Origin of the sequence: Dysgonomonas hofstadii, from assembly GCF_014196915.1 — a bacterium.
Taxonomy (GTDB): Bacteria; Bacteroidota; Bacteroidia; order Bacteroidales; family Dysgonomonadaceae; genus Dysgonomonas; species Dysgonomonas hofstadii.
Genome location: NZ_JACIEP010000005.1, coordinates 60,823 through 76,239, shown reverse-complemented (window position 1 = coordinate 76,239; position 15,417 = coordinate 60,823). Strand labels below are relative to the sequence as shown.

Below are 15,417 nucleotides of genomic sequence, written 5' to 3'. Positions count from 1 at the left end.
TATCACTCTCTTCCTATCAAAGCTACGGCATATGCGGCGAAACCTTCCTCACGCCCAACAAACCCCATCTTCTCAGACGTTGTAGCTTTAATAGAAATATCGTCAACCGGAATATTCAATATGCCGGCCATTATTTCCTGCATTTTAGGGATATGTGGATTAATCTTAGGGCGTTCGGCGCATATAGTGGCATCTATATTACCTATCTTATAGCCCTTTTCAGTAATCACGTCAAGTGTTCTTTTCAATAAGATTTTGCTGTCTATATCCTTATATTCTCCTGCTGTATCCGGAAAATGAAAGCCTATGTCCCTAAGATTCGCCGCACCTAGCAAGGCATCGCAAACCGCATGGATTAGCACATCAGCATCGGAGTGTCCTAAAAGCCCTTGTGTATGATCTATCTTTACCCCGCCAAGCCACAATTCACGGTTGTCTGCCAGACGGTGTACATCATAACCAAAGCCTACACGAATTTTCATCCCCTGATTTATTATCTATTCTTATTTGAACAAGTTCTTCATTCCGTCTATATCGAACGCCAGTGAGAAACGCAATGTCTGGTCTAGCGGGTTCTGGTTAGCCGTAGCTAGCAGATATGCAACATCCAGTTGAAAAGCTGTCAGCTTAAATCCTGCTCCGAATGTAGCATACCGACGGTTACCTTTCATCTTGTTCTCATGGAAATATCCTGCACGGATACGGAATTTATCATCATAATCGTACTCCGCACCAATAGACAATGCTATTTCCTTCATTTCTTCCGAAAATCCGCCCGGAGCATCGCCGAATGATTTAAATATCCCTTTGATAGGGCTCATGCTATAATAATCATCCTCCAGACGGGTATTATAATCCTGCTGGCTTTCTCCCTCTTCTGCCAAAGGCTTTGTTGGCACCAGTAATTTATTGATATCGGCACTTACAGAAATTGTACTTACATCATTCAATGGATACATAAGGGAAGCACCCAGACGCAGGTTTGTAGGAAGAAAATCTTTCCTTGTTCCACCTGTTGTCGACATCTTGGTACCAATATTGGAGATATTGAATCCGAAACTCAACAAACTTTCAGAGTTACCGATATTTATATAAGACTCATTATAGCCGGCAACGTCAGCGGCAAAAGCATTTCCTGCCGAAATTTCTTCGTCAGCTCCTGAATAATCTGTACGGATATAACGCAATGTGATCGCACCCGAAAAAGTTGATGTCAACTTACGGGAATAACCTATATCAAAAGCCATTTCGTATGGAGCTACACTATTCAGGAAATGTCCATACTGGTTAGTTACACTAATATCGCCAATAGAAAAATAACGGATAGATGCACTCAATGCCTGATTATTCTCGGTACCGAGCTTGTAATATCCTACTCCATAGACAAGGGCTACATCGTTAACGATCTTTCTCAACCATGGGGTATATGATAACCCAAAACCGGCTTTACTTATCGCAAAAGCATATTTTGCAGGATTCCAGTGCTGTGAATATGCGTCGGGAGCAGTAGCCACTCCGGCATCCCCCATACCTCCACCCCGCGCATCAGGTGCGATAGATAAAGATGGCATGGCTGTAGAAATCGGATTCAGATCTTCCGATTGCGCAAAAACACTAAATGTAGTCAGAGCAAAAATATTTACTAACAAGACTTTCTTAAAAATATTCTTCATTTATTCCTGTTTAATTTTCGTAATTAATTCAATTTGGTTAAGGTCTCTTAATAGCACAAACACCTCTATTCATATAGATAACTATATTTTAAAGTATTTATTATATTAATTCAAAATTTAACATCTAAATTCTAACAAATATTCAGGTCTAAATGTTTATTCCCCTCAATATATCCTGTCAGATGATTTCCTATAACAACTTTTCCCACTCCGGCCGGAGTACCTGTAAAAATGAGATCACCAGTTTTCAACGTAAAAAAACGGCTTGCGTATGCGATGATCTTATCTACCGGATGAATCATATCCGATGTATTTCCTGTTTGTACAGTCTTCGCATCTATATCTAAATGAAAATCCAGTTCATTTATGTTTTTTCCAAAATGATCTTTTGAGACAAATATTCCTACCGCCGCCGAATTATCAAAAGCCTTTGATATCTCCCAAGGCAGGCTTTTCTTTTTTAATTCAGACTGAATATCCCGGGCAGTAAAATCGATCCCGATGGTTATCTCATTATAATAGCGATGAGCGAAACGTTCCGCAATATTTTTCCCCATTTTATCGATACGTACCACAATTTCAGCCTCATAATGTATATCGGATGAAAAATCGGGAATATAAAAGTCATGTTTATCAGCGACAAGTAAAGCTGTATCAGGTTTCATAAACAAAACAGGATCATCATCCTTACTTGATGGTGCCCTATTCATTTCCTTGTTATGTGATTGATAATTAAGACCTACGCAAATAATCTTCATAAGTAGTACATAAAAATTAATTCACGTAGCAAAGATACATAATAAATGAAGAACGAAAAATGAAAAGTGAAAAATATAAAGTCTTACTATTTTTTCTTAATTTTTCCGAATAGTTGCCTGAATCGCATAGTTATTACCCCGAAAACTCCTTCGGCAAATATACCCGAATTCATTTTAGATGTTCCCAGCATCCGGTTTACAAAGACAATGGATATCTCTTTTATATTAAAACCCAGACAAAATGCAGTGTGTTTCATCTCTACCTGAAAGGCATATCCCTTGAAGCGGATGTTATCGAGATCAATGGTCTCCAGTACATTTCGTTTATAACAAACAAATCCGGCTGTGGCATCCTTTACTTTCATACCTGTAATCATACGAACATATTTTGACGCAAAATAAGACATCAGCACACGTCCCATCGGCCAGTTCACCACATTTACTCCCGTCAGATAACGTGATCCGACAGCCAGATCGGCCCCATCGCTAAGACAGGCTGCATAAAGCCTTAGTAAATCGTTCGGATTATGTGAAAAATCGGCATCCATCTCAAATATGAATCCGTAATCACGCTCCAGCACCCACTTAAATCCAGCGATATATGCTGTTCCTAATCCCAACTTACCTGAACGCTCAATCAGAAATAAGCGACCGTTATATTCCGTCTGGAGATTCTTTACAATAGAAGCTGTTCCATCGGGAGAACCATCATCGATAACAAGGATATCAAATGCTTTAGGCAGATCGAATACTGTTCTGATTATAGCTTCGATATTCTCCTTTTCATTATAGGTGGGTATAATAACTATCGAATCGGACATAAATATTAACTAGTTTTATATTTAAGCAACAAATGTAGCATTTTAAGATATGACTATTAAAAAATAATGTCTAAAAATATAAAAAAGCATTTGTTAGACTAACTCCCAATCTGGCTTTTTGATATTTCATTTAAAAAATTTAATATCTGTTTATGGAATTTTCACCAATATGATATCTATAAGGTAAAAAAGGGGAAGATTACATAACAATTAAAAAACTAAAGTCATGAAAAATTCAGTTAACTTAAACTCGACAGAATGGTGTGATGTTATCTTCGAAGGAAAGAACAAATCATACGGAGCATTTGAACTACGCCAGACATCATGGAAAAGGCACATTATAGCTTTTGGTATTATATTAGTGGGTGTTATTTTTATCTCATTCCTGCCAATGATAATCAGCACGATCAATGCTGCCACAGCAAATGTATATAATGGAGGATATGATGAGACTCACATTGTTGTAGATATAAATAAACCGGAAGAACCTCCTTTAGATATAGAAAAACCGGATATGCCAGAACCTCCAAAGCAGGAATATATTAAAATGGATAAATTCGTACCTCCAACAATTACAACTGATGACAAAGTTAATGAAGACGAGGTAATGAAAGGGATGGGAGAATTACTGGAAGACCCAAACACTGCAATCGGCAAATTCCAAGTAGATGAGGGTTCGACATCCGAGACTGCAAAACGTAAAGAATTTGAAGAGGCTGTTGTTGGCGATGGTACCGGTTCTGGCGCAGCAAAGAAAGACGAACCAGTTGTATTTGCGGAAATCCCGCCTCAATTCCCTGGTGGAAACGACGAAATGTACAGGTTCATCGCTGAAAATCTGAAATACCCTATCGTCGATCAGGAAATGGGAACACAAGGCCGGGTAACTATAAGGTTCGTAGTTTCAAAAACAGGTGAGGTCACCGATCTTAAATTATTGAAAGGTATCAGTCCGACCTGCGATAAAGAAGCTATGCGGGTAATAAAGAGCATGCCAAGATGGATACCCGGTAAGCAAAACGGAAATCCGGTAGCTGTATACTTTACATTACCTGTAGTATTCAAACTAAATAATAGATAAACGATATAAAGAGAAATAAAAAAAGCCGTTTTAAACGGCTTTTTTTATTTCTTCATCGACAACTGTACTCTTTTACGCCCCGAATCGATGGATAATACTTTAACTTCCACATGCTGATGCAAAGAAACCACTTCGGTAGGATCGGACACAAAACGGTCGGCGATCTCCGATATATGAACAAGCCCGTTTTCTTTTATGCCTACATCAACGAAACAGCCGAAATTGGTTATATTGGTGACAATACCCGGCAAAATCATCCCCTCTCGCAGGTCATCTATTGTACGTATATTCGGATCGAATTCGAACATTTTGATACCCTTGCGCGGATCGCGCCCCGGCTTGTCCAATTCTTCGATGATATCAGTCAAAGTGGGTAATCCGACCGTATCTGTTGTATATTTATTAAGATCTAAAGATTTTTTCAGTTCTTTGTTCTCGATCAGTTCTTTCACTGTCGTTTTCAAATCCTTAGCCATTTGTTGAACGATATAGTAACTTTCGGGATGCACGGCCGAATTATCCAACGGATTTTCAGCTCCCGCTATACGAAGGAATCCGGCACATTGTTCAAAGGCTTTTTCCCCCATACGGGCGACTTTCATCAGTTCTTTCCGGGTTTTAAATGCACCATGCTCTGCCCTGTAGTCTACTATGTTTTGTGCAAGTACGGGCCCTAAACCGGAAACATATGTCAGCAAATGTTTACTTGCCGTATTTACGTTCACTCCCACAAGGTTCACACAACTTTCAACGGTAAGATCGAGTGATTTCTTTAATTTAACCTGATCTACATCATGCTGATATTGCCCTACTCCAATCGATTTAGGATCGATCTTTACTAATTCAGCCAATGGGTCCATCAAACGGCGCCCGATAGATACAGCCCCTCTGACAGTTACATCATAATCGGGAAATTCTTCCCGGGCAATTTTCGAAGCAGAATAAATAGACGCTCCGTTTTCGCTTACCACAAAGACTTTCACTTCTTTTTCGTAACGCAGGTTTGTGATAAACCGTTCTGTTTCGCGACTCGCCGTACCATTACCTATAGCGATAGCATCTATATTGTAAGTGGAAACCAATTTCACGACCTTATTTCCTGCTTTCGAAGTCTCATTTTGCGGTGGATGCGGATAAATTGTCTCATTATGAATCAGATTTCCTTCCGCATCGAGACACACAAGCTTGCACCCGGTACGATATCCCGGATCGATACCTAAAACACGCTTCTGCCCTAATGGAGCCGCCAGCAATAATTGCCGCAGGTTCTCAATAAAGACGCGGATAGCTTCTTCATCGGCTTTTTCTTTGGACAATGACGCAAATTCCGTTTCTATCGAAGGTTTTAATAGTCGTTTATAAGAATCTTCGATAGCATCGGCTACATAATTAGTAGCTTCGTTATCGTTATCGCCTTTCAGAAAGCGTTTATCGAGGCGCTCTAATGCATGGTCTTCGTCAGGAGCAATATTAACCCTGAGAAATCCTTCGGATTCGCCTCTCCGCAGTGCGAGAATACGATGTGATGAAGCTTTACTCAACTTCTCGGAGAAGTCGAAATAATCGCGGTATTTATCTCCTTCTTCCTCTTTTCCTTTTACCACTTTAGCTGTTATTACAGCTTCCCTCTCAAACAGATTACGGATAGAGTTACGGGCATATTCGTCTTCGTTGATCCATTCGGCTATAATGTCACAAGCTCCGGCAATAGCGTCTTTTACATCTTTCACCTCTCCTTTTACATACGGAAAAGCCTTTTCCTCCACGTCCATCTTCTGCTGCCCCATAATCAGCTTAGCCAGTCCTTCCAACCCTTTTTTACGGGCGATCTCGGCACGAGTCTGACGTTTTGGCTTATATGGAAGATAAATATCTTCGAGTTCGGAAGATATCCAGCAGTTTTCGATACGGGTTTTCAATTCAGGTGTAAGTTTTTCCTGTTCTTCAATCGATTTCAAAATGGTTTCTTTACGCTTGATCAATTCATTGAACTTATCATTTTGTTCTTTGATCGCACCAATCTGAACTTCATCCAATCCGCCGGTTACTTCTTTACGGTAGCGGCTGATAAAAGGAATGGTTGCCCCTGAATCGAGCAGTTCGATTGTCTTTTCTATTTGTGATGCTTTAATATTTAAAGCCGATGAAATGAGGTCTTTTATTGTCATTATATTATTTCTCGCTAAGGTGCAAAGACGCAAAGTTACAGATCAATAACATTTTCATCTTTACTTAAATTATTTTATAAATTATTTACGATCCGCGTTATTCCGTTTTTAATTAAAGGCTCATTAAAATTTACTAACATGCCCAATTTCAATCCTGAAATTTTCAGATATGTAAGTAGTTGCTTCGGATGAACAGGCATTATTTTCTCCACAGACTTTAATTCTATTATTACTTTATTTTCAACTATTAAGTCTGCCCGGAAACCTATATCCATCCTTAATTCATCCCGTATAACAGGAAGCTCTTTTTGTCTTTCTACTTTAAGACCTTGTATTGCCAATTCATAAGACATAATTTCTTCATATACAGATTCCAACAACCCAGGCCCTAATTCCGAATGAATGCAGTATGCAATATCTACAATATGTTTTGATATTTCATTTTCTGTCATAGTTATGTTTTTAATTTCTCGCAAAGGCGCTAAGACACAAAGTTTATTAGAAATAGTATTTAGAATATGATATTAAAATACTTGTAATCCTGTTCTTTATAAAAACTTTGTGTCTTAGCGCCTTTGCGAGAAATATTTTTTCTATTCAACACTTTTCTCCAATGCCTTCCACAAATTGTCTTCAGGTACAGGTGCTGTTATTTCGATCAATTCCTTTGATACCGGATGAATAAACGATACTTTACGTGCATGCAGACTAATTCCGCCATCAGGATTAGACCTTTCTGCTCCATATTTCAGGTCACCTTTTATCGGACAACCTATTTTAGCCAATTGGCAACGTATCTGGTGATGACGCCCTGTTTCCAGATCTATTTCCAGTAAATTATATTTCTCGGAATGCGCAATAAGTCTGTAATGAAGGATCGCCAGTTTCGAATCCGGCTTTTCCCGGTCATAAGCATACGACTTATTTTGCTTTTCATTCCTTATCAGGTAATGCCGTAATGTCCCCTCTGTTTGTTTTGGCAAATTCTTAACTACAGCCCAATAAGTTTTCTTTACCTCTTTATTTTTAAACATATCATTTAGGCGTGGAAGAGCCTTACTTGTTCGGGCAAAAACAACAATTCCGCTTGTCGGCCTGTCCAGGCGATGGACAACACCGATAAAAACATTTCCGGGTTTATTATACTTTTCCTTCAGATATTCTTTAACAATTTCGGAAAGAGGCTTATCTCCGGTCTTATCGCCCTGCACTATCTCAGATACAGTCTTATTGACTATTATGATATGATTATCTTCATAAAGAACGGTCATTCTGTCTATTTTTAATTCCAGATTTACATTTCAAGTTTGAACAAATATACTATATTTGAAGCGATTTAACAACCGTTATTCCTTTGGCTTTTCCTTTATTATCTTCGCTAAGGCTTCTGCACAGCGTTCGCCATCCATAGCGGCAGATACAATCCCCCCCGCATATCCGGCTCCCTCACCACAAGGATAAAGCCCTGTAATTTCTATATGTTCCATTGTTTCCCTGTCTCGCAATATCCTGACCGGAGATGAAGTACGGCTTTCCACAGCTAACAGAATGGCTTCATTAGTCAGATACCCGTTATAATTTTGCCCTACTTTCCTGAATGCTTCCTGCAAACGGGTAGAGATAAAAGATGGCATCCACTCGTGCATAGGCGAAGAGATAACTCCCGGTGAATAGGACGTATCGGGTAAAGAATCGCTCTTTTTCCCATTTACAAAATCATACATCCGCTGAGCCGGAGCTACTTGCGATTTCCCTCCGTGTAGCCATGCCAGTTCTTCAATATCCTCTACAAATTTCAACAAAGCCAGCTCATTATATTTAGCATATTCCGGAAAATCTTCAGGATGAATTTCCACAACCACTCCTGAGTTTGACCAACGTGAACCTCTGTTCGATGGAGACATACCATTCACAACAACTTGCTTAGGGCCACTGGCCGACGGAACAATCGTTCCTCCCGGACACATGCAAAATGAATATACCCCTCTACCCCCAGCCTGCACAACAAAGCTATATTCTGCTGCAGGGAGATACTTGCCCCGGCCTTCTTTACAATGATATTGTATCTGATCGATAAGATGAGACGGATGTTCTATACGGAAACCAATGGCCAGTCCTTTTGCCTCTATTTTTATTTTCTGGTCGTACAGCATATAATATACATCACGGGCTGAATGGCCGGTTGCCAAAATAACAGGACCTTTAAACACCTTGCCTGTGGTTGTCTCTATTCCTTTGACTTCGCCCTGCTCGATTATCAGCTTCTCCATCCGGGTTTCGAAATGCACTTCCCCTCCGGAAAGAATGATCTGCACCCTCATTTTCTCGATTATACCGGGCAATTTATCTGTTCCTATATGTGGATGAGCATCCACAAGGATGGAAGCATCGGCACCATGCTGGCAAAATACGTTCAGTATTTTTTCCACATTGCCCCGTTTCTTGCTTCGGGTATATAGCTTTCCATCGGAATAAGCCCCTGCTCCACCTTCACCAAAGCAATAATTCGATTCGGGATTTACTACATGCTCCCGGTTCATCAGGGCTGTATCACGCTTACGGTCACGCACATTCTTTCCCCGCTCTACAACAATAGGGCGGATTCCCAACTCTATCAGTCGTAGTGCGGCAAACAATCCGGCTGGTCCTGCTCCTACTACTATAGCCTGCGTACAGTCCTTTACATTGGGATAATAAGTACTGGTAAATGCCGGATCGTTCTCTTCTTCGTTTATATATGCCCTGACTTTCAGGTTGATATATATATTACGTTGTCGCGCGTCGATAGAACGGCGAACGATCCTGACTGAATTAATATCTTTGAGCGGAATTCCTGACTGGGAAGAAAAAACACGTTTGACTTTTTCAATATCAGACGCCTGCTCTGGCGTAATGCGCAAGTCAATATCTTTCTGCATGAAATTATTTATTTGAGTTGGCAAAGATATACAGAACCCTCAAATAAAAAAAATCGCAACCGGAGTTTACCGATTGCGACTTTCTATATTATGATTCTGTATATTATTCTACAGAAATGTTTTTATTCACATTTTTGCTACCTACCAATGCATAGAATAACAGGTAAGCAAGGCCTACTACGATCACCCAGTAACTGGTCAGGTAACCTGTACCGCCAGTCATATCTACTATTCCATTCTGCAGTAACGGTAGGATACCTCCACCACAAACAAGCACCATAAAGATACCTGAAGCTTTCTCAGTATATTTACCTAAGCCTTCTACTGCAAGGTTAAATATTCCACCCCACATCACGGAAGTACACAATCCGACAAGTACTAAGAACGCAGCATTAATCGGTACTTGTACCAACCCGAACAGACCATCGGAGCTGTTTTTGAATACAGGCAGATCGACAAAAGATGCAGATGGAGCGAACATTGCAGCTAAAGTCAGAACCAAACCAACAACAGAAGCTACCATTAACATCGATTTTGCAGAAACTTTACTACCAATAGCGGCACCTATAAGACGGCCAACCAACATCAGCAACCAATAAGTAGCCGTTACAGAACCTGCGATAGCCTCGGCATTTCCGCTTCCTACACCCAGCACATCCAGATCAGGATTTTGTAGCCATTTGTTCAATACATTAGGAACGCCTACTTCAACCCCTACATATACAAAGATACCAACAGCACCCAATACAAAATGACGGAATGATAAAGCGCTGTATTTATCTTTTTCAAGAGAAACCTGTACATTTTCTTTTTTCTTTTCAGGGATATTGGTCAATCCTATTACAACAAATGCAATAGCAAAGATTGCCAACGCAGCATACATCAAAGGAAATACGTTGCTGATCTGTGCATTTTTAATTCCTTCCGGAATCAAAATACCTGTTAAAATAATAACCGCTGTACCACAAAGAGAATTAAAAGAACCTCCCAACTGGATCAATTGGTTTCCTTTATTTCCTCCACCTCCCAGCAGATTTAACATCGGATTAACAACTGTGTTAAGCAAACACATGGAAAAACCTGCTACAAAGGCACCCAACAAATAAACCCCAAAACTTCCAACTACGCCGGAAAGAGTCTGAATACCAACACCTACAAAACCTACGGTGATGGCAATCAATGCAGTCTTTTTGTAACCAAGTTTTTGCAATAGATTACCGGCAGGATAACCCATAACTGCATATGCAATGAAGTTTGCGAACACACCAAGTGTTCCCATCCAGTTTGCAACACCAAATTGAAATTTCAATATATCCCCCATTGGAGAAGCCAGGTTCGTCACAAAGGAGATCATACCGAACAGGAAGATCATTGCAATAATCGGCAACAAATAATTTTTCTTTTCTGTACTACTCATGATAAATGTTTTACATTAGATTGTTTTATAATTTATATATTAATTCATTAATGTTCTTTTCTCTTTCCAGAGAATTCAGGGAGTAACTAAATTCCGGATTCCGACTTAATTACCCCCTGACTTTCTCCTGATACAATCGGTTCATTGTATCTTAATTCATGGTCTTTAGGTTAAGTGAAGATTGTTTTCTCAAAAAACAACGTAAAAATAACGATCTATTTTCAGCTCTCATTTAAAAAAAACCTGTTGTATAACATATTTTCAAAAGACTGTTTTATCATTTCTTTTTATAACAGTATGTCATTTAAATTAATTGTTTGAATAACGTTTTGCTTTTCGCTGAAAAACGTCAAAAAACCTTTTGGCAGATTATCAGCAGATTACAAAACCGCACAAATATTTTTTTATCAAAATCCAATAAAATATGACAAAAAGCTAACTCTTTGAATCTATATCTAAATGGACAAAAATAATCCATTTTTACACAAAACCACGATTTTTATCTTTAACAATATTTAATATGATTACATTTGTACTATGATCTGCTAAACCAGACTAAAAACAGAAACGTTATACTAAAAAAAGTATGGAATCTATTCGCAATTTATATAAAATCGGACATGGCCCCTCGAGCAGCCATACTATGGCACCTCAGAAAGCAGCACAAAGGTTTAAAAAAGAAAATTCCGAAGCTACTGCATTCCGGGTTACGTTATACGGGAGTCTGGCAGCTACCGGCAAAGGGCACATGACCGATATTGCCATCATAAACACCTTATCTCCTTTTCCAACAGAAATTGTATGGAAACCCGAAATAGTCCTTCCTTTCCATACCAACGGGATGAAATTCGAAGCCCTTAGAGACGGGAATCCAATAAAAGAATGGATTGTCTACAGCATTGGAGGCGGTGATCTTTCGGACGGGACAGCTGAAACGAAAAAAGAGTCACTATACGATAAAACTACAATGAAAGACATACTGGAATGGTGCCAGAAAACAGGTAAATCATTCTGGGAATATGTGGAAGATACCGAAGGTAAAGAAATATATGATTATCTGCAAGTGGTATGGAATACGATGGAAGCCGCCATACACCGGGGAGCTGACAATGAAGGACTCTTACCCGGCGGACTGGGATTACAACGTAAAGCCTCCATGTACAGCATCAAAGCAAAAGGCTATCAGGGTTCGATGAAAAGCCGCGCACTCATCTACTCGTATGCATTGGCCGTATCGGAAGAGAATGCGAGCGGAAATATAATTGTAACGGCTCCCACATGCGGATCATGTGGTGTACTACCATCGGTACTGTATCACCTGAAAATGAATCATGATTTTAGCGAACAGAAAATAATAAGGGCGCTTGCCACTGCCGGATTAATAGGTAATCTGGTAAAAGCCAACGCTTCAGTATCAGGTGCGGAGGTTGGATGCCAGGGAGAAGTTGGCGTGGCCTGTTCCATGGCGGCTGCGGCAGCCTGCCAGCTATTCGGCGGATCGCCCCAGCAAATTGAATATGCGGCTGAAATGGGGTTGGAACATCATCTCGGGCTAACTTGCGATCCTATATGCGGATTAGTACAGGTACCATGTATCGAGCGTAATGCCTTCGCTGCTGCACGGGCTTTGGATTCCTGTTCATTTGCTATGTTATCGGATGGCAAACATCTTATCAACTTCGATAAAGTCGTTCGCACAATGCAACAGACCGGGCACGATCTGCCCAGCCTCTACAAGGAGACTTCTACCGGGGGGCTTGCTGTCAATCTCGAATAAAACGTGAAAAAGAAATAAAGAAATAAAAAACTGATCTACAATAAATTACACATACCTGCAGCTACTATATCTTATTGTATGCATACGAATTATAAATATCTGATAAACTTATAATTATAAAATATTTATCTCATATTTACTTTCAAGATATTAGCTTATTTCTTAATTTTGTAAACCAGTTACTTAATATCACATGCCAATCTCTATTAATAAATTCTAAAAATATAAATATAAAAAAATGGAATCAAAAGAGTTACTGAATCGAAGCGCAGACAACATCCGTATCCTTGCCGCATCAATGGTAGAAAAAGCCAAATCCGGGCATCCCGGAGGAGCCATGGGTGGGGCCGATTTTATAAATGTACTATTCACTGAATTTATGGTCTACGATCCTGAAAATCCCCAATGGGAAGGTCGCGACCGTTTTTTTATGGATCCCGGACATATGTCTCCGATGCTCTACAGCACTCTTTGTCTTGCAGGGAAATATTCGCTGGAAGATCTTCAGCAATTCCGCCAATGGGGCAGTGTAACACCCGGACATCCGGAAAGAGATATAGCCCGCGGTGTTGAGAATACTTCCGGTCCGTTAGGACAAGGGCATACTTTTGCTGTGGGAGCTGCTATCGCTGCTAAATTCCTGAAACAGCGTTTCGGCCAATGTATGGATCAGACGATCTACGCGTTTATCTCCGATGGTGGTGTACAGGAAGAGATTTCGCAAGGAGCAGGTCGTACTGCCGGACATTTGGGACTGGATAATCTGATCATGTTCTACGATTCGAATGGCATACAATTGTCATCCAAAACAAAAGACGTAACAGAAGAAGATGTAGCAGCCAAATACCAGGCATGGGGCTGGCGTGTGATCTCTATAAAAGGAAATGATGCGACGGAAATACGCGCGGCACTCACCGAAGCCAAACTCGAAAAAGAACGCCCTACCCTGATCATTGGACATACCATTATGGGAAAAGGCGCTGTCAAAGAAGACGGTTCTTCTTTCGAAAACGAAACAGAAACGCACGGACAACCGTTAAGCGCGGCAGGAGCTTCTTTCGAAAAGACAATAGAGAATCTTGGCGGAGATCCCAATAATCCATTCCATATTTTCCCTGAAGTACAGGAATTGTATAACAAGCGTAAAGCCGAACTAAAAAAAATAGTAGCCGAAAGATATGCACAAAAACAGGCCTGGGCAAAACAAAACCCAGAACTGGCTGATAAAATGCAAAAATGGTTTAGCGGATATATACCTCCTATCGACTGGGCAGGCATCGAACAGAAACCTAATCAGGCGACACGTGCGGCATCGGCTACCGTACTGGGTATATTGGCGCAACAGGTGGAAAATATGATCGTGACCTCGGCCGACCTTTCCAACTCTGATAAAACCGACGGATTCCTCAAAAAAACATCCATATTTAAGAAAGGTGACTTTTCGGGAGCATTTCTTCAACCAGGAGTATCAGAGCTTACGATGGCAGCCTTATGTATAGGTATGATGCTTCACGGAGGGGTTATCTCAGCATGTGGCACATTCTTCGTATTCTCCGATTACATGAAGCCGGCAATCCGTCTGGCTGCATTGATGGAAATACCTGTTAAATTCATCTGGACACACGATGCGTTCCGTGTAGGTGAAGACGGGCCTACACACGAGCCGGTGGAACAGGAAGCCCAAATCCGTTTATTGGAAAAGCTACAGAACCATCACGGACACAACTCGATGCTTGTCCTGCGCCCTGCCGACGTAACGGAAGCTACTGTAGCATGGAAGATGGCGATGGAAAATACTTCCAGCCCTACAGGACTTATCTTTTCAAGGCAGAACATCAATGACCTGCCTGCTAAAACGACACGCTATACAGAAGCGCTGCAAGCGGAAAAAGGCGCATACATCGTACAGGATGAAGACGATTATGATGTGATCCTGTTAGCCTCTGGTTCGGAAGTATCCACACTGGTTGACGGAGCCAAGTTGTTGAAAGAAGATGGTATTAAATCACGTATCGTATCTGTTCCATCCGAAGGCTTATTCCGCACGCAGACACAAGCATATCAGGAAAATATCCTGCCTAAGGATAAGAAAAAATTCGGCCTTACAGCCGGACTTTCTGTAACGCTGCAAGGACTGGTCGGAGACAATGGTAAGGTCTGGGGAATGGAATCATTCGGATTCTCTGCCCCATATAAAGTCCTCGACGAAAAACTGGGATTCACGGCCGAGAATGTATATAATCAGGTAAAGGAATTCATCAAATAATAAAACAAAACTCAATTACAGGTTGTTGTAAATACAATAACCTGTAATTAACAATATAAATTTAGACATGAGTTTATTTGAACAAGGAGATAAACCTATCGGGCTGGCAAGCGACCATGCAGGGTACGAGATCAAAAAATATATTGTAGACCTTTTCGAATCCGAAGGCATCAGATACATTGACTTCGGTACTTACGGAACCGAAAGTGTCGATTATCCCGATTTTGGGCACAAGCTGGGAACAGCTATCGATAACGGGGAATGCGACTTTGGAATCGCTGTATGCGGTACCGGAAACGGCATCAATATGGCTTTGAACAGACACAAAAGTGTAAGAAGCGCACTCTGTTGGAATACCGAAATAGCACGGCTGGTAAGGGCGCACAACAATGCAAATGTGCTAACTATGCCCGGCAGGATGATCACGCAAAGGGATGCTTACGACATGGTGAAAACCTTCTTCAACACTCCTTTTGAGGGAGGAAGGCATCAAAAACGGATTGATAAGATACCTTGTTGAAGAACGATATAATATAAA

General features: G+C 40.6%; 13 protein-coding genes. 4 read left to right on the top strand and 9 right to left on the bottom strand.

Annotation, left to right across the window (positions count from 1 at the left end; translation table 11 throughout):
• Positions 1-2 precede the first annotated feature (2 nt).
• From ispF to GGR21_RS07760, 4 genes are all read right to left on the bottom strand, one after another.
• Positions 3-482 (bottom strand): 2-C-methyl-D-erythritol 2,4-cyclodiphosphate synthase, encoded by a 480-nt coding sequence (ispF, locus tag GGR21_RS07775; protein WP_183306646.1) that lies wholly within the window; start codon positions 480-482, stop codon positions 3-5.
• A 21-nt stretch (positions 483-503) separates the two neighbouring features.
• The gene (gene porV, locus GGR21_RS07770; RefSeq protein ID WP_183306645.1) at positions 504-1,673 is read right to left on the bottom strand and encodes a type IX secretion system outer membrane channel protein PorV; all 1,170 of its coding nucleotides are present in this window, start codon (positions 1,671-1,673) and stop codon (positions 504-506) included.
• A 131-nt stretch (positions 1,674-1,804) separates the two neighbouring features.
• Positions 1,805-2,431 (bottom strand): fumarylacetoacetate hydrolase family protein, encoded by a 627-nt coding sequence (locus GGR21_RS07765; protein ID WP_183306644.1) that lies wholly within the window; start codon positions 2,429-2,431, stop codon positions 1,805-1,807.
• Positions 2,432-2,517: 86 nt separating this feature from the next.
• Positions 2,518-3,252, bottom strand: a complete 735-nt coding sequence (locus GGR21_RS07760; RefSeq protein ID WP_183306643.1) for a polyprenol monophosphomannose synthase — start codon at positions 3,250-3,252, stop codon at positions 2,518-2,520.
• A 226-nt stretch (positions 3,253-3,478) separates the two neighbouring features.
• Between GGR21_RS07760 and GGR21_RS07755 the strand changes: the two genes are divergently transcribed.
• A complete protein-coding gene (locus GGR21_RS07755) occupies positions 3,479-4,333 on the top strand; it encodes an energy transducer TonB (RefSeq protein WP_183306642.1) in 855 nt (284 codons plus the stop codon).
• 44 nt (positions 4,334-4,377) lie between these two features.
• On the opposite strand, the gene GGR21_RS07750 is transcribed toward GGR21_RS07755, so the two are convergent.
• The 5 genes from GGR21_RS07750 to GGR21_RS07730 form a co-directional block, all read right to left on the bottom strand.
• Complete coding sequence (locus GGR21_RS07750; protein WP_183306641.1) at positions 4,378-6,501, bottom strand: Tex family protein; 2,124 nt, start codon at positions 6,499-6,501, stop codon at positions 4,378-4,380.
• A gap of 74 nt (positions 6,502-6,575) precedes the next feature.
• A complete protein-coding gene (locus GGR21_RS07745) occupies positions 6,576-6,953 on the bottom strand; it encodes a GxxExxY protein (protein WP_183306640.1) in 378 nt (125 codons plus the stop codon).
• Positions 6,954-7,094: 141 nt separating this feature from the next.
• Positions 7,095-7,772 carry an RluA family pseudouridine synthase gene (locus tag GGR21_RS07740; RefSeq protein ID WP_183306639.1) on the bottom strand — a complete coding sequence of 226 codons (678 nt, stop codon included), beginning with the start codon at positions 7,770-7,772 and terminating at the stop codon, positions 7,095-7,097.
• A gap of 75 nt (positions 7,773-7,847) precedes the next feature.
• Positions 7,848-9,419, bottom strand: a complete 1,572-nt coding sequence (locus GGR21_RS07735; protein WP_183306638.1) for an NAD(P)/FAD-dependent oxidoreductase — start codon at positions 9,417-9,419, stop codon at positions 7,848-7,850.
• A gap of 103 nt (positions 9,420-9,522) precedes the next feature.
• A complete protein-coding gene (locus GGR21_RS07730; RefSeq protein ID WP_183306637.1) occupies positions 9,523-10,836 on the bottom strand; it encodes an MFS transporter in 1,314 nt (437 codons plus the stop codon).
• Between the two features lie 586 nt (positions 10,837-11,422).
• On the opposite strand from GGR21_RS07730, the gene GGR21_RS07725 reads away from it, so the two are divergent.
• From GGR21_RS07725 to rpiB, 3 genes are all read left to right on the top strand, one after another.
• Positions 11,423-12,613, top strand: a complete 1,191-nt coding sequence (locus tag GGR21_RS07725) for an L-serine ammonia-lyase (RefSeq protein WP_183306636.1) — start codon at positions 11,423-11,425, stop codon at positions 12,611-12,613.
• Between the two features lie 238 nt (positions 12,614-12,851).
• Positions 12,852-14,879: a transketolase family protein gene (locus GGR21_RS07720; protein WP_183306635.1), complete on the top strand. Its 2,028-nt coding sequence runs from the start codon at positions 12,852-12,854 to the stop codon at positions 14,877-14,879.
• Positions 14,880-14,946: 67 nt separating this feature from the next.
• Positions 14,947-15,399 carry a ribose 5-phosphate isomerase B gene (gene rpiB, locus GGR21_RS07715; RefSeq protein ID WP_183306634.1) on the top strand — a complete coding sequence of 151 codons (453 nt, stop codon included), beginning with the start codon at positions 14,947-14,949 and terminating at the stop codon, positions 15,397-15,399.
• Positions 15,400-15,417: the final 18 nt, after the last annotated feature.

Coding starts and splice junctions, on each gene's coding strand:
- ispF (WP_183306646.1), bottom strand. CDS start 482: ATGAAAATTCGTGTAGGCTTTGGTTATGATGTACACCGTCTGGCAGAC.
- porV (WP_183306645.1), bottom strand. CDS start 1,673: ATGAAGAATATTTTTAAGAAAGTCTTGTTAGTAAATATTTTTGCTCTG.
- GGR21_RS07765 (WP_183306644.1), bottom strand. CDS start 2,431: ATGAAGATTATTTGCGTAGGTCTTAATTATCAATCACATAACAAGGAA.
- GGR21_RS07760 (WP_183306643.1), bottom strand. CDS start 3,252: ATGTCCGATTCGATAGTTATTATACCCACCTATAATGAAAAGGAGAAT.
- GGR21_RS07755 (WP_183306642.1), top strand. CDS start 3,479: ATGAAAAATTCAGTTAACTTAAACTCGACAGAATGGTGTGATGTTATC.
- GGR21_RS07750 (WP_183306641.1), bottom strand. CDS start 6,501: ATGACAATAAAAGACCTCATTTCATCGGCTTTAAATATTAAAGCATCA.
- GGR21_RS07745 (WP_183306640.1), bottom strand. CDS start 6,953: ATGACAGAAAATGAAATATCAAAACATATTGTAGATATTGCATACTGC.
- GGR21_RS07740 (WP_183306639.1), bottom strand. CDS start 7,772: ATGACCGTTCTTTATGAAGATAATCATATCATAATAGTCAATAAGACT.
- GGR21_RS07735 (WP_183306638.1), bottom strand. CDS start 9,419: ATGCAGAAAGATATTGACTTGCGCATTACGCCAGAGCAGGCGTCTGAT.
- GGR21_RS07730 (WP_183306637.1), bottom strand. CDS start 10,836: ATGAGTAGTACAGAAAAGAAAAATTATTTGTTGCCGATTATTGCAATG.
- GGR21_RS07725 (WP_183306636.1), top strand. CDS start 11,423: ATGGAATCTATTCGCAATTTATATAAAATCGGACATGGCCCCTCGAGC.
- GGR21_RS07720 (WP_183306635.1), top strand. CDS start 12,852: ATGGAATCAAAAGAGTTACTGAATCGAAGCGCAGACAACATCCGTATC.
- rpiB (WP_183306634.1), top strand. CDS start 14,947: ATGAGTTTATTTGAACAAGGAGATAAACCTATCGGGCTGGCAAGCGAC.